At 75.5% G+C, this 18,895-nt stretch carries 16 protein-coding genes; all 16 read left to right on the top strand.

The annotated features are described in order from the left end of the window. Positions 1 to 108 precede the first annotated feature (108 nt). The 16 genes from ACPCJR_RS06925 to ACPCJR_RS06850 all read left to right on the top strand — a co-directional run bounded on the left by ACPCJR_RS06925 (position 109) and on the right by ACPCJR_RS06850 (position 18,796). The gene (locus ACPCJR_RS06925) at positions 109 to 1,362 is read left to right on the top strand and encodes a hypothetical protein (protein WP_391511421.1); all 1,254 of its coding nucleotides are present in this window, start codon (positions 109 to 111) and stop codon (positions 1,360 to 1,362) included. Next, a complete protein-coding gene (locus tag ACPCJR_RS06920; protein WP_391511422.1) occupies positions 1,359 to 2,492 on the top strand; it encodes a DMP19 family protein in 1,134 nt (377 codons plus the stop codon). Before ACPCJR_RS06925 ends, ACPCJR_RS06920 begins: the two co-directional genes overlap by 4 nt. A 45-nt stretch (positions 2,493 to 2,537) precedes the next feature. Next, positions 2,538 to 3,053, top strand: a complete 516-nt coding sequence (locus ACPCJR_RS06915) for a hypothetical protein (protein WP_391511423.1) — start codon at positions 2,538 to 2,540, stop codon at positions 3,051 to 3,053. A 155-nt stretch (positions 3,054 to 3,208) separates the two neighbouring features. Next, positions 3,209 to 4,600 (top strand): hypothetical protein, encoded by a 1,392-nt coding sequence (locus tag ACPCJR_RS06910; RefSeq protein ID WP_391511424.1) that lies wholly within the window; start codon positions 3,209 to 3,211, stop codon positions 4,598 to 4,600. Further along, a complete protein-coding gene (locus ACPCJR_RS06905) occupies positions 4,597 to 5,109 on the top strand; it encodes a hypothetical protein (RefSeq protein ID WP_391511425.1) in 513 nt (170 codons plus the stop codon). The genes ACPCJR_RS06910 and ACPCJR_RS06905 overlap by 4 nt, the downstream gene beginning before the upstream one ends. 70 nt (positions 5,110 to 5,179) lie before the next feature. Continuing rightward, the gene (locus ACPCJR_RS06900; protein WP_391511426.1) at positions 5,180 to 6,361 is read left to right on the top strand and encodes a hypothetical protein; all 1,182 of its coding nucleotides are present in this window, start codon (positions 5,180 to 5,182) and stop codon (positions 6,359 to 6,361) included. Positions 6,362 to 6,434: 73 nt separating this feature from the next. Then, entirely contained in the window at positions 6,435 to 7,421 is a 987-nt protein-coding gene (locus ACPCJR_RS06895) for a trypsin-like serine peptidase (RefSeq protein ID WP_391511427.1), read from the top strand. A 155-nt stretch (positions 7,422 to 7,576) separates the two neighbouring features. After that, positions 7,577 to 8,362, top strand: a complete 786-nt coding sequence (locus ACPCJR_RS06890) for an OmpA family protein (RefSeq protein ID WP_391511428.1) — start codon at positions 7,577 to 7,579, stop codon at positions 8,360 to 8,362. A gap of 29 nt (positions 8,363 to 8,391) precedes the next feature. Then, positions 8,392 to 9,366: a hypothetical protein gene (locus tag ACPCJR_RS06885; RefSeq protein ID WP_391511429.1), complete on the top strand. Its 975-nt coding sequence runs from the start codon at positions 8,392 to 8,394 to the stop codon at positions 9,364 to 9,366. 42 nt (positions 9,367 to 9,408) lie between these two features. Further along, entirely contained in the window at positions 9,409 to 10,434 is a 1,026-nt protein-coding gene (locus ACPCJR_RS06880; protein WP_391511430.1) for a hypothetical protein, read from the top strand. Beyond that, positions 10,431 to 10,739: a hypothetical protein gene (locus ACPCJR_RS06875; RefSeq protein ID WP_391511431.1), complete on the top strand. Its 309-nt coding sequence runs from the start codon at positions 10,431 to 10,433 to the stop codon at positions 10,737 to 10,739. Before ACPCJR_RS06880 ends, ACPCJR_RS06875 begins: the two co-directional genes overlap by 4 nt. Positions 10,740 to 10,996: 257 nt before the next feature. Then, entirely contained in the window at positions 10,997 to 12,364 is a 1,368-nt protein-coding gene (locus ACPCJR_RS06870; protein WP_391511432.1) for an SWIM zinc finger family protein, read from the top strand. Next, positions 12,364 to 13,947, top strand: coding sequence for a DUF5691 domain-containing protein (locus ACPCJR_RS06865; protein WP_391511433.1), 1,584 nt, complete (start codon positions 12,364 to 12,366; stop codon positions 13,945 to 13,947). The genes ACPCJR_RS06870 and ACPCJR_RS06865 overlap by 1 nt, the downstream gene beginning before the upstream one ends. Continuing rightward, positions 13,944 to 15,044 (top strand): ATP-binding protein, encoded by a 1,101-nt coding sequence (locus tag ACPCJR_RS06860; protein WP_391511434.1) that lies wholly within the window; start codon positions 13,944 to 13,946, stop codon positions 15,042 to 15,044. The genes ACPCJR_RS06865 and ACPCJR_RS06860 overlap by 4 nt, the downstream gene beginning before the upstream one ends. Positions 15,045 to 15,308: 264 nt before the next feature. Further along, positions 15,309 to 17,636, top strand: a complete 2,328-nt coding sequence (locus ACPCJR_RS06855) for a DUF5682 family protein (protein WP_391511435.1) — start codon at positions 15,309 to 15,311, stop codon at positions 17,634 to 17,636. Beyond that, positions 17,633 to 18,796 (top strand): VWA domain-containing protein, encoded by a 1,164-nt coding sequence (locus ACPCJR_RS06850; protein ID WP_391511436.1) that lies wholly within the window; start codon positions 17,633 to 17,635, stop codon positions 18,794 to 18,796. The genes ACPCJR_RS06855 and ACPCJR_RS06850 overlap by 4 nt, the downstream gene beginning before the upstream one ends. Positions 18,797 to 18,895: the final 99 nt, after the last annotated feature.

The following is an 18,895-nucleotide window of genomic DNA, read 5'->3' as shown; positions in this document are numbered from 1 at the left end:
GCACGCAGAGGCGGCTGGCTCCCGATCCTCTTCGCCGCGCTCCTGAGCCTGTCCGCGCCCGCCCGCGCCGATCCCGCTACCGCCGCGCTCACCCCCTTCCTCGACGCCGTGGCGGCCTGCGCCGGGCGGCCCGACCTGACCCTGGCGGTGGTCGGCGTCGAGCCGGGCCAGACCGCGCTCTCGCGCGAGCAGGCCGAGGAGGTGCGCCTCGCGGTCGAGAGCCGGCTCCAGGCGAGCGGCCGCGTGCGGCTCGCGGCCGCCGCCGACGTGGTGCGGATCAAGGCCCTGCGCGAGGGCACGACCGGGCTTTCGGGAGCCGAGGCCGAGGCGCAGATCCGGCAGGCCTTCGCGGGCGATGCCAGCGTCTTCCTCGTGGAGCCGCGGCGGGCCGGCGAGACCGCCGCCCTGCGCCTCCAGGCGATCACCAAGTCGGCCGCCTGCAAGGCGACGAGCGAGCCCCTGATCGTGCCGATCCGCGTCGGGGCCGGCGTCTCCGACGTCGACGCGGTGATGGAGGGCGCGGTGCGGGCGCTCGGGCAGGCCGCGCCGAACGCGCGGGCGATCGAGGTCTGCCCCTTCGTGGCCGAGGGCGGCCATTCGAGCTGCGCGGGTGCTCTCACCGACCGCCTCGTCATCGCGCTCGATGCCGAGGCCCGCTCGGCCAACCGCATCCTCAAGGGCGCCCGCCTCGACGTGCGCCGCCGCCCGCCCGGCACCGCCTGCCAGGGAAGCGCCGAGGGCGTCCTGACGGCGAGCGGGCGCTTCCGCACGGAGCGGGACGGCGCCTCCTATCTGGAGCTGGAGTTCGGGCGCGAGGGCGCCGTGCTCGCCCCCACGGGGCGCCGCCGCATCGGCACCGAGGGCCTGGGCTGCGACCCCACCCCGCGCCCCTTCCTCGATCACCTCGCCGCCAGCGCCCGCACGGACGGGGGGCGGCTCGCGGTCTCGGCGGTCGCCGCGCCCTTCGCCCGCGGCCAGCGCCTGGAGATGCGCATCGAGTCGAAGGCGCGCCAGAACCTCTATTGCTGGGTGGTGGCCCCGGACGAGACCGCCTTCGTCGCCCTGCCCGTGCGCGGCAACGCGGTCTCGGAGGCGCCGCTCGGGCCCGGCGACACCCGGCGCTATCCCCGCGGCTACGGCCTGGAGGAGATCGTCGCCGCCGAGCCCTTCGAGAACCTGTTCGCCTGCTTCGGCGTCGAGGGCGGCCTGCCGCCGGAGCTGGAGGCCCGCTGGCGCGCGGCGGCGCCGGGGACGGGGGCAGACGCCGCGTTGCTGCAGCCGCCGGACGTGCTCGACCTCTTGGAAAAGATCCGGGCGACGCCGGGCGTGACCGAGGCGAGCGCGCGGATCGTGGTGCGGTGAGGCGGTCCCTCCTCTGCTGGCGCCCCCGCGCCGTCGGGGCGGCGTTCGTCGCGCTGGCGGGGGCCGGCCTCGCGCTGCCCGGTGCCTGCGCGCCGACGCCGACGGCGTCCTGCGACCTCGAGCGCCTGCGCCATTATCCCCTGACGAGGGTGGTGGAGAGCCGCGCGCTCCCCTTGCGCCAGCCTGACGTGTACTTCCCCGATCCGGCAGGGGGCGATCCGGGCCTCGACCGTGACAGCCTCGATGCGGCGGGGGCGGCGAAGCTCAGGGCCGCCCTGGAGCGGGGGCTCGCGGGCTTCCGACCCGGCGAGCGGCCGGTGCTGATGCTCGCCGCCTTCGACCACTGGACCGCGCAAGGGGCCGGCCTCAAGCGCTTCTTCGTCCTGCCGGAGGGCGTCTTCCTCGACGACGTGCTGGAGACCCTGGACGGCGCGGGGCTCGCCGAGCACGCGGCCCTGGTGCGCGAGGGGGCGGCGCTGTTCGGCCCCCGCTACGGCACCCAGGCCGAGCGCTACGCCCGCTGGAGCGACGGCGGGGGCGAGATCCGCGACGCGGCGCTCAATGCCGCCCTCGACCGCCTCGCCGAGCGCTTCCGGGCGTTGCCGCGCCCGCTGGACGAGGCCGTGCGGCGCGTCGAGCGCTCCCCCGATCTCGCGCCATCCTACGAGACCCTTCGGGCCGGGACCGACGCGGACGACCGCCTGCACTTCCTCACCGGCGGCCTGTGGCAATGCCTCGACCATTACGGAACGCCGCCGGCCGTGGCCGCCCGCCTCGCCGCCCTGCCGACGGCGCACGGGCGGATCATCGTCACCGAGATCTTCCAGGCGGAGATGCTGAACGGCTCGGTGCACCAGTTCTTCTTCAACTCCTCCGGCGGCCTCGCCCCCGACGTCGCCGACGCCCTGGACGCGATGGACCTGCCCGGCCACGCCGCGGCTTTGCGGCGCGGCATCGCGACGTTCCCGAGCCCCTTCCCGCGGGATCTGAACGCGCGCCGCGCCTTCATGGCCCGCCAGGACAAGGCCTTCGACGACGCCCTCTACGAACTGACGGGCGACGTGGACGACGGGAAGATGCAGGAGGCGATGGTCCGGATCGCCCGCGAGGCCGACATCCTCCCGCGCTGATGTCCGGCTGCCGTCCCGGGCTCGGGGGAGAGGATCGCTTCAGGCATGTTCGTCAACGGTCCGGCGCTGGCCGTCACGCTCTGGCTCCTCCTCTTCGCCCTCGTCGTGCTCGCGGGCGTGCTCGTCGCGCATCTCCTCTGGATCGTCCGTCTCGCCCGCGGCCCCGGCCTCGCCGGGCGGCCGGCGCCGATGCGAGCCCTGGCCGTCGCGGCGGCGTTCGCGACGCCGGTGCTGAGCTTCTACGCCGTCGAGATCGCCGCCCTGTGGCGCCGCCGGGCCGCCGGCGAGCGGGTCGCCATCGGCGGGCGGCTCGTCCTCGTGGCGATCCTGACGGTGGCGCTCGCCGCCCTGGGGGCCGCGAGCGAGGAGGCGCGCTTCGTGCCCGGGGACCGCACGGTCCGGCACGCGGCCGGCACATTCCTGCGGCTGCTGCGGCTCCTCGTGATCGCGCAACTGCTGATCTTCATGATCCTGCGCGTCCTCTCGGGCGGGCGGCGCCCGGTCCTGGCCTGGAGCGCCTTCCTCATCGTGGCCGCGCTCCTCGTCTTCCTGCTCGTCTGAGGCCCTACGCGGATCGGGCTCTGGCCGGCCCAGGACGAAGCGTGCCGCGCCTTCCGGGCGCCGCCGGAGGGTGACGGATGGCCGGGCTCGGGATAACCATACGGCGAATCGAGGAATCACAAGGGGTTGCGCGCAGCCCCGGCACCGGGAGGCGCATGACCGGCGGATATGACGAGCGCTGCGCGGCCGACCTTGCGGGTGTGGGCGAGGGCCGCGACCTCTCCCGGGCCGACCGCGCCTGGCTCGCCCGCGTCGTGACCGGGGCCGTGCGCCCCAACCGCGACAAGCCGCTCTGGGACCTTGCCCACGCGCTGGCCGCCCTGGCGCGGGCCGGCGGCGCCCGGGACGGGCGCGCCCTCGTCTCCCTCGCCCTCGATCCGGGCCTCGCCACGCCCGCCGCGGTCGAGGCGCGCTTTGCCGGGAATGCGGCCACCGACGCCCGCGGCCTCGTGCTCGACGGGGGCTGGCGCACCGGCTGGTCCGGCCTCGCCCGGCTCCTGGCGCTGGCCGAATTCGTGCTGACGGCGGAGGATCTGGCGCAATTCGCGACCGTCACCGGCTGGCTCGACGAGCTGGCCGCCGCGCCCGACGCGGAGGGCGCCGCCTTCCTGGCCAAGCGCCTCGCCCGGCAAAGCGCGGCCTACCGCAACGCCCACCTGCCGCTCGCGCCCCTGGAGCGGCGCTTCCGCGCCATCCTCGTCTTCCTGGCCGGGCGCCGCGCCTTCGGCGACGACGACATCCTCGCCTTCTGGCGCGAGGAGATGCGCGGGGGCGAGCGGCCGGGCTTCCGCACCGTGGCCGAGCATTTCGTGACCTTCGAGGCCGGCGCCCACCTGCTCGACGGCTTGGAGGGCCTGTCCTCGGCCGCCTCGCTCTCCGCCTCCGACGGCTGGGAGGAGCGCCTCGACGCGAGCCTGGCCGACCTCACCGCCGCCGAGCCCGCCGAGGCCCTGGCCGCCCTGCTCGCCGCGTGGCCGGACGGCCCCAAGATCCTCACCGGGGCCGAGCGCGAGGATCTGGCCGACTTCCTGCGCCTGGAGCCGTTCCACCGCACCCGCCCGCTGACGACCCTGCGGGCGGCGAGCTTCGGGCGCGTGCAATCGGGCATCGCCAACCGCCTGCGCCGGGGCGGCGGCGGGGCCGACCTCGCCGAGCGCGCCGCCTGCACGGAGGCCGAGAGCTATGCGGACCTGCAGGCCCGCGCCGGAGCGCTCGCGGCGCATCTCGCCCGGATGCTGCGCATCGCCGCGGCGCTCGCCATCGCCGAGCGCGACGGGCTCTCCCCTCAGACCCAGGCCGCCCTGGAGGCGGCCGAGGCGGATCTGCGCCGGGTGCGCCGTGCCGGCTTCGAGGACCGCGCGGCCCTCGCCGCGGGTTTCGCCGCCGCCGAATCCGCCCTGCTGCGCCTCGCGGAAGAAGCCGGGCGGCTGGAGCGGGCGCTCGCCGCGCTCGACCGGCAGCGCCCGCTGGAGGCGGCCTTCGCGGCCGACCGGGCGGTCTTCGCCGAGGCCTTGACCGCGGCCTATGCGGGGGAGGCGGCGGCGTGAGCGACGAGGCCCGGCTTCTCGCCGAACTCCACGCGGCCCGCGCCCTGGTGCGGGCGAAGGGCCCGGCCGTCCGGCCGAGCCACGCCGCGCTCTGGGCGCACGCCATCCGGGCGCCGGGGCAGCCGGTCGACCTCGCCTTGGAGCGGGCGATCCGCAGCGATCCCGACACCGCCCGGCGCTACCGGACCCTGCTCGGCGCCCAGGCGCTCGCCCACGCGCCGCTCGCTGCCGCCGCCTCCGACGGCGCCCTCCTGCGGCGCCGGGTCGGCCCGTTCGAGCTGGAGATCCTGGAGGGTGAGGACGGCGCGCCCCCGCTCCTGATCCTGCGCGGGGCGGAAGCGCCGATGCCCCGCACGATCGAGGCGTGGCTCGGCGACGCGGCGGTGCGGCTCGACCTCGGCGAACTGGTGGAGGGCGCGATCCTGCTCGCCCTCGATCCGGCCGTGCCGGAGGTCGCCTTGCTCGGCCGGATGCTGCGCGACCCGGCCTGCACGGTGTTCCTGCTGTGAGCGTCCGGCCCGGTCCCACCCCTCGGATGACAGCCATCGGGTGCGCGCGTCGCTGCGGGCCTGCCGCCGCATGAGCGGACCCGCCATCCTCGTCGTGATCCCGACGACCCGCGGCCCGCTCCACCTGCGCGCCCTCAAGGCCCGGCCGGGCCTGCCGGCGCCGGCCGCCTTCGCCGACGGCGATTACCGCCCCCTGCCCTGGTCGGCCGACTATGCCCGGCTCTGCGCGGCGGGCGGGCCGCTCGCCCGGCTCACGGACGGCCCGCTCCCGCCGCACGAATTGCGCCTCTCGGGCTCCTTCGATGCCGGCCGCTCCTGGGAGGTGCCGGTCTGCCTCGCCCACGGGCTGGCGGCGCGGGGCGCCGGCTTCGCCGCGGAGCCGGCCGAGGCCGGGTTGATCCTCTGGGCCACCGGCGCGGTCGATCTCGACCTCGCGGTGCGGCCCGGCGATTACGCGCTCCTCGACAAGATCGAGCGCTCCCGCGCCCTGCTGGCCGAGGCGCCGGACGCGCCCCTCGCGGTGCTGCTGCCCGAGGGGCTGGAGCGGGCGCAGGCCGAGGCGGCGATCCGCGCCCTCGGCCGTGCCCGCGAGCCGCTCTTCCTGCCGGCCGGCTCCATCATGGCCGCGCTGGCGGCGCTGGAGACGGGGATGCGCCCGGCGGAAGCGGTTCGGCCGGCGGCCCCGCGGCGCTCCGTCCGGCGCCTCGCCTTACCGGCGGGCGCCCTCGCCGCAGCCGGGATCGCGGCAGCCCTCGCCCTCGGCGCCCGGCAGGCCCCCGTCGCCGGCCCGGTCGAGGCTCCGGTGACGGAGGCGGTTCCGCCCCAGGCCGCGAATGCCGCGACGGCTCCGGCGCCGAACGGTCCCGACCCCGCTCCGGTCGAGAAGCCGGCCACGCTCCGCGTCGAGGAACTGCGCGCGCCGCCCGGCTCGTCCTGCCGCCGCGTCGCCTTCGGCGCCGACCCGCCCGAGCGGCGCCCGGTGGCGGTCGAGGGCGAGGGGCGGCTCGCCCCGAGCCGGCTCGCGCCGGAGCTGTGCGGCCTCGCCGTGCGGGCGGAGGCGCCCGGTCTGCGGATCGAGGTGGGGCCGGAATTGCGGGGCGCCGCCCTGCCCCCGGTGCGGCTCGCGGACGGCGCGCAGGGCTACTTCCTGCGCGAGGGCGCCCGGCAGAACCTCGTCTACGCCGTCCAAGCAGTCCCGGAGGCGGGCGCGCCGACGCCCGGCTCCCGCCTCCTCCACGCACTGACACGGTGACACGATGATGGGAATGCGGTCCGCCCCCGCGCCGTCCGACCGGACCGCGATGCCGGGGAGAGGGAGGAAGACGATGGGTCCGATCCGGCGCAGGCGCGCCCGGCTGGGCGCCTGCCTGCTGCTCGCGCTCGGCGCGGCCGGTCCCGCGCGGGCGCAGAGCGTCGGCTTCGATCCCGCCGATTACGGCCGGGCGCAGCTGCCCCTGCGCCAGACCACGGGCGACGCGGCGGCCTATGTCGATCAGAACAAGGGCGCGTTCGAGCCCATTGCCGAACTCGACCCGAAGGACGGGCTGGCCGCGCTCGCCCGCCCGATCGGCCGGGTCGACATCGTGCTGCGCAACACCCGCAGCGGTCAGCTCGTCGGCGCCTCCTGCACCGGGACGCTCCTGCCCGGCGACTACGTGCTGACCAACCACCATTGCCTGCCGCAATCGGGCGAGCTGACCCCGGTCAAGGCCTCGATCCTGATGGATTACCTCACCCTCGACGGCAAAGGCTCGCGGCGCTTCGAGATCGACCCCAGGCCCGTCGAGCACGATGCGCGGCTCGACTACGCGCTGGCCCGCGTGGCCGGAAACCCGACGGCGGTCTACGGTGCGGCCCGGCTCTCGGGCGAGGCCGTGCCCGGCAACCGCTCGATGCTCGTCATCCACCACCCCCTCGGGCGCCCGAAGGTGATGAGCCGCTTCCGCTGCTTCGCCCTGAAGGACCAGGCCGAGGGGCCGGACCTGCGCCACCGCTGCGACACGCTCGGCGGCTCCTCCGGCTCGCTGATGTTCGACGCCTCGGTCGCCGGCATCGCCCTCCACAAGGAGGGTGGCCTCGACCCCAAGGACACCACCAGCTTCAACAACGCCACCCGGCTCTCGGCCATCCTGGGCCGCAGCCCGGTCCTGTCGCGGATCGCGGCGGCGCAAGGGCGCCCGGTCGCCGCCACCGACCCGGGCGCGCGGCCTGCCACGCCGCCCGCTTCGCCGTCCACCGCGGCCCAGCCGGCCCCCGCCGCCGACGGCCCGCTCGACCCGGCCCGGATGAACGCGATCCTGCGCGGGCGCTGAGCGCACCACGAAGAATTTTCGTCGCCCGAGCGCGAAAGCCGCTCTGGCTCGCCCACGGATCAGGGTGTGAGGGGCCGGAGCAAGGCCCGGGACGGACGAGGGGGGGGGGAACGATGCGGACCCACGATGTGCCCATGCAGAACCGAGGGGCGTCCATGCGCCGCCCGCGCCGCGCGAGCCTGATGCTGGCCGCCGGCCTCGTCCTGGCGCTCGCCGTGCCCGCGCAGGCCAATCCGCTGACCGAGGTGCCGGGGTCCCGGCCGCCCGCGCCGGAGGGGGCGCCCCCGCCCCGGGACGAGGCGGCGGAGCGGGCGGAGGCCGAGACCGAGGCGCGGGCGGTGAACCCGAGCGCCACCGCGATCATCCGCTCGCTCGCCCCCTTCGCCGACGGCAATCCCGGCGCCCCGCTCGCGGTGGCGCCCGGCGATGGCGGCCCGCCCCTGCGGGTCGATCCCGCCCGCTCGGTCGATCTCACGGTGTTCTTCGCCTACGACAGCGCCCGCCTGACGCCGGAGGCGCGCATCCAGCTCGAGCCGCTGGGCGAAGCCCTGCGCGACCGGGCGCTCGCCGGCCACGGCTTCCTCATCGCCGGCCATACCGACGCCTCCGGGGCCCTCGCCTACAACCGCCGTCTGTCGCTCGCCCGGGCGCGGGCCGTGAAGGCGCTCCTCGTCGAGACCTACGGCATCGCCCCGGAGCGCCTGCGCGTCCACGGCTGGGGACCCGGCCGGCCGAAGGACCCGGCCGCGCCCCGCTCGCGGGTCAACCGCCGGGTCGAGGTCAGCCTGATCGCGCCGGCCCGCAGCGGGGGCCTGCGCTTCGTGCTGCCCGCATCGGAGCAGGCCTGCACCGGCTCCGGGCTCGCCGATCCGCGCTCGGCCCGCGCGCTCGACCTCGACGATTTCGACGCGGCCCCGACGCCGCTCCCCTGCACCGAATGAACGCCGATCTGCCCTTCAGGAGACTCCCGATGTCCTATGCCCGTCTCAAGGCCCTCCGCAGCGCCTTTACCGCCTCGGCCCTTCTCTCGCTCGGCCTCCTCGGCCTCGCCGCTCCCGCCCTCGCCCAGGCCAAGCCCAACGTCGTGGTGATGGGCGAGGATGCCGACGAGGATTCGGTGCCGCGCGGCAACCGCATCTTCCAGCGGGTGATCGCCGAACTCGCCGAGACGATGAACCTGCGCGGCTACAACGTCTACGACGAGACCGCCGTGGCGATGGGCTTCACCGGGCCCAACCGCGTGCGCCGCCGGGACGCGGAGCTGATCGAGGTGGCCCGCGCCGTCCAGAACCCGCCGCTCGACGTGGTGGCGGTGTTCCAGATCTACGCCTCGGCCTCGAAATCGGGCTATTCCGACATCGTGCGGCCGGAGGTGCGCATTCCCGGCCGCCTCCTCAACGTGCGCACCGGCCAGTCGCTCGGATCCTTCGAAGTCGCGGGCGTGCAGCTCCCGCCCCTGCCGCAAGGGTGCGACCGCGACTGCCTGCTGGAGCGGGTCGGCGCCGAGGCGAAGGGGATCGCGGGCGACGTCGCGGCGGCGCTGACGGCCAAGCTCGACGGCGTCGTGGCTCCCCGCCGGGGCGCCGATGCCGGCCCCGTCCTCGACGGCGCTCCCGGCGCTCCGCCGCCCTCCCCCGGCGCGGTCGCGGCGGCGCCCGGCGGCGAGGCCTGCGGCGGCCTGCCCACGGCCTACTCGGTCAAGCTGAACGGCTTCTCGGCCCAGGAGGTCCAGGCCGCCGAGGAGTACATGGCCGCCTTCCGCTGCTACGAGCACCACCGCCCGGTTCGCGCGAGCGGGGCGAGCGCCGAGTACTGGTACGAGACCCGCTCCGATTCCGCCCGCCTCGGCCGCAACCTGCGCCTGATGCTGGAGCACATGAGCGCGCCCGGGCAGGTCCAGTTCTCCGGCAACACCTTCGTCATCAGCCGCGTCGCGACGCGCTGAGCCGGCACCGGCCGTCCGCGCCTGCCTCACGAGGAGCCCGCCATGACCGACCCTCATCCGCCGCGCGGCCTGCTCGCCCGCTTCGTCCCGCGCCGCGCGGGGCTGCGCGCCCTGCTCGCCGGCCTCGCCAGCGCGCTCCTGGCCTCCGCCGCGCCGGGCCTGGCGCACGCGGCCGAGCCGGTCTTCCCGCCCGCCGGCTCCCTCGGCCTCGTGCCGCCGCCCGGCATGACCCCATCCGAACAGTTCGCGGGCTTCGAGCACCGCTCGGGCGCCTCGATCGTCCTCGTCGAGATGCCGCCCGAGGCCTGGGCGCAGATCAACGGCCGCTTCACGCCCGAGGCCTTGGCCGCGACCGGCTTCCGGGTGAAGGGCGGTTCGGAGGCGCTGCCGGTGGCCGGCGGCGAGGGCTTCGTCCTGCGCGGCACGCAGGGCGCCAACGGGCTCAGCTACGCCAAGTGGGTCGCGGTCGTGCGGGGCGGGGCCGGCACCGGGCTCGTCACCGTGCAGGTTCCCGAGAGCGCGGCGGAGCAGGTGCCGGAGGCCGCCGTCGAGGCCGCCCTGCGCACGGTCGCCTTCCGGGCGCCCGGCAGCGTCGCCGACCAGATCGCCGCCCTGCCCTACACGGTCGGCGACATGGCGGGCTTCCGCCCGGTGCGCACGCTGATGGGCAATGCCCTGCTGCTCACCGACGGCCCCAAGGACGTCGATCCCGAGGGCAGCCAGACCATGGTCATCGTCGCGCCCTCCCTGGGCCGGGCCGCCGTGGGCGCCGGCCAGGAAAGCGCCTTCGCCCGCAAGGCGCTCGGCACCCTGCGCGAGGTCAAGGACCTCACGATCACGGACGAGGAGCGCTCGACCCGCGGGGGGGCGGTCGTCCTGCGCCTGCGCGGCTCGGGCGCGGATGCGCGCTCGGGCCGTCCGGTCGCGGTGACGCAGACCATGCTGTTCGAGGGGCCGGGCTACATCCGGGTCCTCGGCCTCACGGGCGCGGACCGGCCCGACGCGCTCGCCCGTGCCGAGCGCGTCGCCGCCTCGATCGCGCCGCGCCGGAACGGGGACGCCCGATGACGCCTTTCGCCCGCTCCATCCCGGTCGTGACCGGGAGGCGCAGCGTGAGACGATGCCTGATCCTCCTCGCGGCCGCCGCTCTGTCGGGCCCGGCCGCCGCCGAGCCCTCGCTGCTGGAGGACTGGGCCGCCCTCAACAGCGCCTGCCGCGGCGGGCGCGGCGACGATCCGCGGACCCTTGAGGCCTGCACCCGCCGGGACGCCCTCGATCAGCGGCTCACTGCCGCCGGCTGGTGCTACGGGCGCCCCGGCGAGGCCGGATACCAGCGGCGCTGGCGGCCTTGCACCGCGTCCGGGCAGCGTTGAGGCGAGGGTTCGGCTCACGGGATCGGCGCGGTTCAAGACCCGCCGGACAGAAGCGAAACAGCCGGAAAGCACCGGCGCGGCCGGATTCGTCCCACCGGGTTGGGCGCAAGGAAATAGGGTCGAATAGGTCTAAGGAGAAATCCAACAATACATCTGAGCCGACTATGCGATGCGCGTCAAGCTTGCGGGGCAATTGAATTTATGCAGACTGATCTCACGCCTGTATCGATGAACGGACATTCAAGCCGCCCCGCCGCATGAGCCTGACGACTGCCCAGATCCTCGATCTCGCCCCCGACGCGTCGAGCCGCAAGGCCGGGCAGGATCAGGCGAAACCGCAGAAATGGGCCGGCCTCGGCCGGGCGGGCACGGTGATCTGGGGCGAGATCAAGGGCAGCGGGGCGAGCCCCTACCGCACGGTCGCGGATCTCGCCGGGCCGTCCTCGAAATGCACCTGCCCGAGCCGCAAGTTCCCCTGCAAGCACGGCCTCGGCCTGATGCTGGTCGATGCCGCCGCGCCCATCGCGGAGGGCGAGCCGCCGGACTGGGCCGCCGCCTGGATGAAGGGGCGCGAGAGCCGCGCCGCCGCGGCCGAGACCCGGGCGAAGGAACCCGCCAAGCCCGTCGACGAGCGGGCGCAGGCCAAGCGGCGTCAGGCCCGCGAGGACCGGGTCGCGGCGGCTCTCGACGAACTCGACCTCTGGCTTCGCGACCTGATGCGGCGGGGGCTCGGCGCCGGGCGCACCGAACCCTACGCCTTCTGGGACCGCATGGCCGGGCGCCTCGTGGACGGGCAGGCGCCGGGCCTCGCCCGCCGGGTGCGCGCCCTGCCGGGGCTGATCGCGGCGGCGCCTCAGGCCGGCGCCCCCCGGCCGGAAGCCGCGCTCGGCCTCGGCCTCGGCCGGCTCGCCCTGCTGCTCCGGGCCGCGCGCCGCCTCGATGCGCTGGCGCCCGAACAGGCGGCGGGCGTGCGCGCGGCGCTCGGCTACCCCGTCACCGCCGAGGAGATGGCGGCCCGGCCGGACCACGCCGATACCTGGGCGGTGCTGGCCCACGCGGTCGAGGAGGACGACCGGCTGACGGCCCGCTCGGTCTGGCTCGTCGGCCGCACCAGCGGCGCGCTGGCCCAGGTCATCGATTACGGAACCGCGGGCTCGCCCCTGCCGCCGGCGCCCGCCGCCGGCCAGGATTTTTCCGGCGCGCTCGCCTTCCAGCCCGGCGATCCGCCGCTGCGGGCCGTCTTTCGCGAGGGCCGCGCCGGCCCGGCCGCGAGCGCGGTCTTGCCCGGTGCGGCCAGCGTCGCGGCGGCGCGGGACGCCTTCGCCGACGCGCTGTCGCGCGCGCCCTGGCTCGAGCGCTGGCCGGTGCGGCTGGGGCGCGTGCGGCTCGGGCGCCTCGCCGCCGGCAGCGCGGCGGCCTTCGCGGCGGGCGACGCGACCGGCAGCCTCGCCCTGCGGGCCGAGCCGCGCCTGCCGAGCCTGCTCGCGGTGGCGGCGGGCCGCCCGGTCGATCTGTTCGGCCTCTACGACGGCTACGGCCTGAGCCCCCTCGCCCTGATCGCGGAGGGCCGCCTCTACGCGATGCCGGCCCAGGATTCGCAGCCCGTCCTGCTGCAGGTGGCCTGATGGACGCGACCGAACGTGCCCCGGACGGTTGGGAGCCGACGCTCGCCGCCGCGCTGCTCGGGGCCGAGCGCGCCCCACCCTCGGCGCCCTCGGCGCTGACCGCCCTCGTCGCCGAGGCCGATCCCGGCGCCGCCCTGCTGGCGCGGCTCGCCGCCGAGGGTGCCCACCACCTCGCCGGCCTGGAACTCGGGCCGGAGGCGCTGGCGCCGCTGGAGGAGCGCGGCCGCTTCGGGCCGGACTGCCCGCCCGCCGCCGCGACGCGGCTCTACGGCCTCCTCACCGAGGGCGCGAGCGCGCGCAACCGCGTCGAGGAGTGGTTCGAACGCGCCGCCGCAACGGGCTCGCGCCCGCCCGCTTGGCTGCTCCAGGCCCTGATGCTCCAGCGCGGCACCCTGCCCGCCACGGCGCAGGCGGTCGTGGGTGCCGAACTCGACTGGCTCGCCCGCGCCTGCGGCGAGGCCCCGGCCGAAGCAGGGTCCGCGGCGGACCCTTCGGACTGGACCGAGGGCACGGTGACCGAGCGGCGCGCCGCCTTCACCGCCTTCCGCGCCCGCGATCCCGAGGGCGCGCGCGCCGCCCTGGAACCGGTCTTCCGCAAGGAGAAGGCCGACGCGCGCGAAGCCCTGGTTCATGCCCTGGCGACCGGCCTGTCGGCGGCCGACGAGCCCTTTCTCGAAGCCTGCCTCGACGACCGCGCCAGCGGCGTGCGGCTGGCCGCGCAGCACCTGCTGCCGGGGCTTCCCGGCTCGCGCTACGCCGAGCGCATGGCGGCCCGCGCCCGGGCCGCGCTGAGCGTCGAGAGCAAGCGCCGGCTGCTCGGCGGCACCACGCACACTCTCGTCGTCACCCTGCCGGAGGAGAGCCCGGAGCTCGCCCGCGACGGCATCGAGGCGAACCACTGGGAGCGGCGCGGCGGGGGTGCCCGAGCCGGCCTGCTGCGGGCGATCCTGGCGCGCGCGCCGCTCCACGCCTTCGCCGAGCATCCGCCGCGGCTCTGGATCGAGCTCGCCCTGCGCAGCGAGTGGGCCGACCCGGTCTTCCACGGCCTGTTCTCGGCGGCCAAGCGCACGCTCGATCCGGCCTGGGCGGAGGCGATGGCCGACATCACGGCGGAAGCCTACGAGGGCAAGGTCACCGGCGTCCGCCGCACCAACGAGGTTCTGGGGATGTGGGCGGAGGCGCTCGACCTCCTGCCCGACGCCGCATGGGAGGCCCGGGTCGGCGCCCTGATCCGCGCCCGCAAGATCGAGGTGGTGCTGGCGGTGCTGGCCCAAGGCCCGGAGCATTTCTCGGAAAGCTTCAGCGCCGCCCTGCTCGACTGGCTCGCCTTCGTCACCCGCGGCTCCGACGCCCTGCGGCGCGATCTGGCCAAGCCCTGGGTGATCGCCCGCCTCGGCGACCGGCTCTGGCCGGGCGACGACGCTGCTGCTTCCGCCGCCGCCATCCTGGCGCGCCTGCCGGAGGGGGACGGCGACCGCCTGCGCACGCAGCTCACGGGACTGACGGGCGTGCTGGACTTACGCGCCGCGATCCGGCGCGACTTCCGACCGGAGACCACCACAGGGGGAACGGCTCAAGGATGACATCGACGAACACCGTCAAGACCGCGCAGCTGCGCCAGGCCGCCGAGGACGCCTTCGCCGAGGAGATCGCGGCCTTACGCGGATCCGACGACCGGCCGCGCCCGCCGAACTGGCAGATGTCGCCGCAGGCCGTCGTCACCTACCTGCTCGGCGGCAAACTCCCGTCAGGCTTCGAGGTCAGCCCGAAATACATCGGCGACCGGCGCCTGATGGAGGTCGCGGTGGCCACGCTCGCCACCGACCGGGCCCTGCTGCTGCTCGGCGTGCCGGGCACCGCCAAGAGCTGGGTCAGCGAGCATCTCGCCGCCGCGATCTGCGGCACTTCGCGCCTGATCGTGCAGGGCACCGCCGGCACCAGCGAGGAGGCGATCCGCTACGGCTGGAACTACGCGCTGCTGCTGGCCAAGGGCCCGAGCCGCGAGGCGGTGGTGGCCTCGCCGATCATGCGGGCGATGAACGAGGGCCGCATCGCCCGCGTCGAGGAGCTGACCCGCATCCCCTCCGAGACGCAGGACAGCTTCATCACCGTCCTCTCGGAAAAGACCCTGCCGATCCCCGAGCTGAACGAGGAGGTGGCGGCGCAGAAGGGCTTCAACCTCATCGCCACGGCCAACAACCGCGATCGCGGCGTCAACGAGCTGTCGAGCGCCTTGAAGCGCCGCTTCAACACCGTGGTGCTGCCGCCGCCCGCCACGATCGAGGCCGAGATCGCCATCGTCGAGACCCGCGTCGCCTCGCTCGGGCGCGCCTTCGAGATCCCGGCCGAGCCGCCGGGCGCCGAGCAGATCCGCCGGGTCGTCACGATCTTCCGCGAGTTGCGCGAGGGCGTCACGGCGGATGGCAAGAGCAAGGTGAAGCAGCCCTCGGGCACGCTCTCGACGGCGGAGGCCATCAGCGTCGTCGGCAGCGGGCTCGCGCTCGCCGCGCATTTCGGCGACGGCCGCCTCTCGGCCCACGACCTCGTCTCGGGGATCGCCGGCGCCGTGGTGAAGGACCCGGTGCAGGACGCCATCGTCTGGCGCGAGTATCTCGAGACCGTGGTCAAGGAGCGGGACGGCTGGAAGGATTTCTACAAGGCCGCCCGCGCGAGCGCGTGATCGCCGAACCTTAACCCTCCCCCCTCCGCGGGGGAGGGTGCCCTGCGGATGCAGGGCGGGAGAGGGGCAGCGCGACGGTGCCCCTTTCTGCTGGCGTCGGACCAGCGGAAGCGGCGCTCCCCTCTCCCGACCCCCTTCGGGGGCCACCCTCTCCCGCAGAGGGGCGAGGGACGACGCGGCGGCGAGCGGGAGCCCCGCATGCGAACCGGCCGCCAAACCGAGGATGATTCGCCATGACTCTTCGCGCCACCACACCGAGCCGTGATGCCTGACATCCGCCTCTTCGGCATCCGCCACCACGGCCCCGGCTCGGCCCGCTCGCTCCGGGCGGCGCTCGACGCGCTCAACCCCGATTGCCTGCTGATCGAGGGCCCGCCGGACGCCGACGCGCTGATTCCCCTGGCCGCCCACGAGGCGATGGCGCCCCCCGTCGCGCTCCTCGTCTACCGGCCGGACCGGCCACGGGACTGCGCCTTCTTCCCCTTCGCGGCCTTCTCGCCGGAATGGGTGGCGATGCGCTTCGGCGTCGCGGCGGGTGCGAGCGTGCGCTTCATCGACCTGCCGCACGCGAACCAGCTCGCCGACGGCTTCGGCACACCGGAAGCCCCGCCCGAGGCCGCGCCGATCGATGCGGAGCCGGTCTCCGAGGCGACCGAGGCGCCGTCCGAGCATGAGCCCGCCCCGGCTGCGGCCGCGATCCGGCGCGATCCGCTCGGCGAACTCGCGGCACTTGCCGGCTATCCGGACGGCGAGCGCTGGTGGGACGCCCTGGTCGAGAGCCGCGCGGGCGCCGACGGCGACGTGTTCGCCGCGATTCATGAGGCGATGGGCGCGCTGCGCGAGGGCGCCGAGACCGACCCCGACGAAGCGTTCCGCGAGGAAGCGCGCGAGGCGCATATGCGCAGCGCGATCCGGCGGGCGGCCAAGGAGGGATTCGAGCGCATCGCCGTGATCTGCGGCGCGTGGCACGTGCCGGCGCTCATGCGCCACGACGCCAAGGGCCAGGCCACGGCGGATGCCGCGACCCTGAAAAGCCTGGCCAAGACCAAGGTCGCCGCCGCCTGGGCGCCCTGGTCCTACGAGCGGCTGGCCTTCGCCTCCGGCTACCGCGCCGGGGTGCTCTCGCCGGAATGGTACGACACCCTGTGGCACCACGAGGGACGGGTCGCCGCCCGCTGGCTCGCGAGGGCCGCCGCGCTGCTGCGCGAGAACGACCTCGACGCCTCGCCGGCCTCGGTGATCGAGGCGGCCCGGCTCGCCGAGGCGCTGGCCGGCTTCCGCGGCCGGTCCCGGCCCTCCCTCGACGATCTCGACGAGGCGGCGCAGGCCACGCTTTGCTTCGCCGACCCGGCGCCGATGGGGCTGATCCGGCGCAAGCTCGTCATCGGCGAGCGCCTCGGCGCCACCCCGCCGGACAGCCCCGGCACCCCGGTCGAGGCGGATTTCGAGGCGCAGTGCCGGCGCCTGCGCCTCAAGCCCGGCGCGGCGGCCGGCGAGATCACCCTCGACCTGCGGAAAGAGACGGATCTCGCCCGCAGCCACTTCCTCAACCGGCTGAGCCTGATCGGCATCCCCTGGGGGGAGCGGCGCGAGGCGCGGGGGCGCGGCACCTTCAAGGAGGGCTGGTTCCTGGCTTGGCGGCCGGAATGGGTGGTGGAGCTGGTGGCGGCCTCGGCCGAGGGCGGCACGGTCGCCGAGGCCGCCGCCGGCCGGGTGCGGGTCCGCGCGCGGGAGGCGACCCGCGTCGCCGAGCTCTCCGGCCTGATCGGCACCCTGCTCGACGCCGACCTCGCCGACGCGAGCACCGAGGTGATCCGCGCGCTCAACGACCGCGCCGCGGTCTCGGCCGACGTGTTCGACCTGATGGAGGCGCTGCCCCCGCTCGCCGAGCTTGCCCGCTACGGCTCCGTGCGCTCCTCCGACACCGAACCGGTGCTCGCCGTGGTGCGGGGCCTCGTGCCGCGCGCCGCCGCCGGGCTCGTCGCCGCCTGCCAGAGCCTCGACGACGACGCGGCGGCGGCGGCCAAGGCGCGCATCGTCGCCGTCTCCGGCGCGGTCGCGCTGATCGAGGAACCCGAGCTGAAGGCGGTGTGGCAGGAGGCACTGCGGGCGCTGGCCGATCAGGAGCACGTCCACGGCCGCGTCGTCGGCCGCGCCGTGCGCCTGCTGTTCGACGAGCGCGCCATCGCGGCGGCGGAGGCCGGGGAGCGACTGCGCCTTGCCCTGTCGCGGGCCTCGGGCGCCGTCCCGGCCGCCGCCTGGATCGAGGGATTTCTGGAGGATAGCGGCACGGTGCTGATCCACGGGCGCGAACTGCTCGCGGTCGTCGATGAATGGCTCTGCGGCCTCGACGCGGATCTCTTCACCGAGTTGCTGCCGCTGGTGCGCCGCACCTTCGCGACCCTGGCGCCGGCCGAGCGCCGGGCGGTCGGCGAGGCCCTGGCCCGACCGGGCGGCGCGTCGCCCGGCGAAGCGGAGGGGTCTCACGGCTTCGATGCAACGCGTGCGGCAAAAGTGCTGCCGATCCTGCGCCTGCTGCTCGGCCCCGAGCCGGCCCGAACCGCCGACGAAACCACGGGAGACGCCGCATGAGCGCGAGCGAAGCGGAACGCCTGCGCCGCTGGCGCCTCGTCCTCGGCGGCGGCGCGGCCGAGGGCACCGGCTGCACTTTGAGCGAGCGCGACGGGCGCCTCGACCGGGCGCTCGGCGCCCTCTACGATTCCGACCGCAAGGGGGGCTTGGGTGCCTCCGCGCCCTCCGTGCCGCGCTGGCTCGGCGACATCCGCGACTACTTCCCGGCCTCCGTGGTGCAGGTGATGCAGCGCGACGCCTTCGAGCGGCTCGACCTCAAGCGGATGCTGACCGAGCCGGAGATGCTGGAGGCGGTCCAGCCCGATGTCTCCCTCGTCTCGACCCTGATCTCGATGCGCGGCCTGCTCGGCGGGCGCACCAAGGAGACGGCGCGGCTCGTGGTGCGCAAGGTGGTGGACGCGCTGATGAAGCGGTTGGAGGAGCCCCTGCGCCAGGCCGTGACCGGGGCGATCGACCGCGCCAGCATCAACCGCCGCCCGCGCCACGCCGAGATCGACTGGAACCGCACCATCCGGGCGAACCTGCGCCACTACCAGGCGGAGTACCGCACCATCATCCCCGAGACCCGCCTCGGCCACGGGCGGAAAAGCCGCGGATCGCTGAAAGACGTGATCCTGTGCATCGACCAGTCCGGCTCGATGGCCAATTCCGTGGTCTATTCCAGCATCTTCGGGGCGGTGATGGCCTCGCTGCCGGCGGTCTCGACCCGGCTCGTGGTGTTCGACACCGAGGTGGTCGATCTCTCCGACGAAATGGACGATCCGGTCGAGGTGCTGTTCTCGGTCCAACTCGGCGGCGGCACCGACATCAACCGGGCGGTCGGCTACTGCGCCTCGCGCATCACCCGGCCCGAGGACACGGTGCTGGTGCTGATCTCCGATCTCTACGAGGGCGGGGTCGAGGCCGGGCTGCTGGCCCAGGCGCAGCGCCTCGTCGGGGCGGGCGTGCAGGTGGTGGCCTTGCTCGCCCTCTCCGACGAGGGCGCGCCGGCCTACGACCGGGGGCTGGCCGCGCGCCTCGCCGCACTCGGCGTGCCCGCCTTCGCCTGCACGCCGGACCTCTTCCCCGACATGATGGCGGCGGCGATCCGCAAGCAGGATCTCAACGCCTGGGCCGCGGGCGCCGGCATCGCCGCCGTCCCGGCCGCCCATGACGGCTGAGAGCGATGGCGCTGCCCACCCGCCGCTCACTGCGTCTTAGGATCGGTTCCGGGCTCGATCTTCGGCTCGGCGGCGCGGATCTCCGCCCAGAATTCCCGC

Origin of the sequence: Methylobacterium sp. NPDC097929, assembly GCF_049543375.1 — a bacterium.
Lineage (GTDB): Bacteria > Pseudomonadota > Alphaproteobacteria > Rhizobiales > Beijerinckiaceae > Methylobacterium.
The sequence above is the reverse complement of the archived record's forward strand: the minus strand, read 5'-3'. Positions and strand labels throughout refer to the sequence as shown.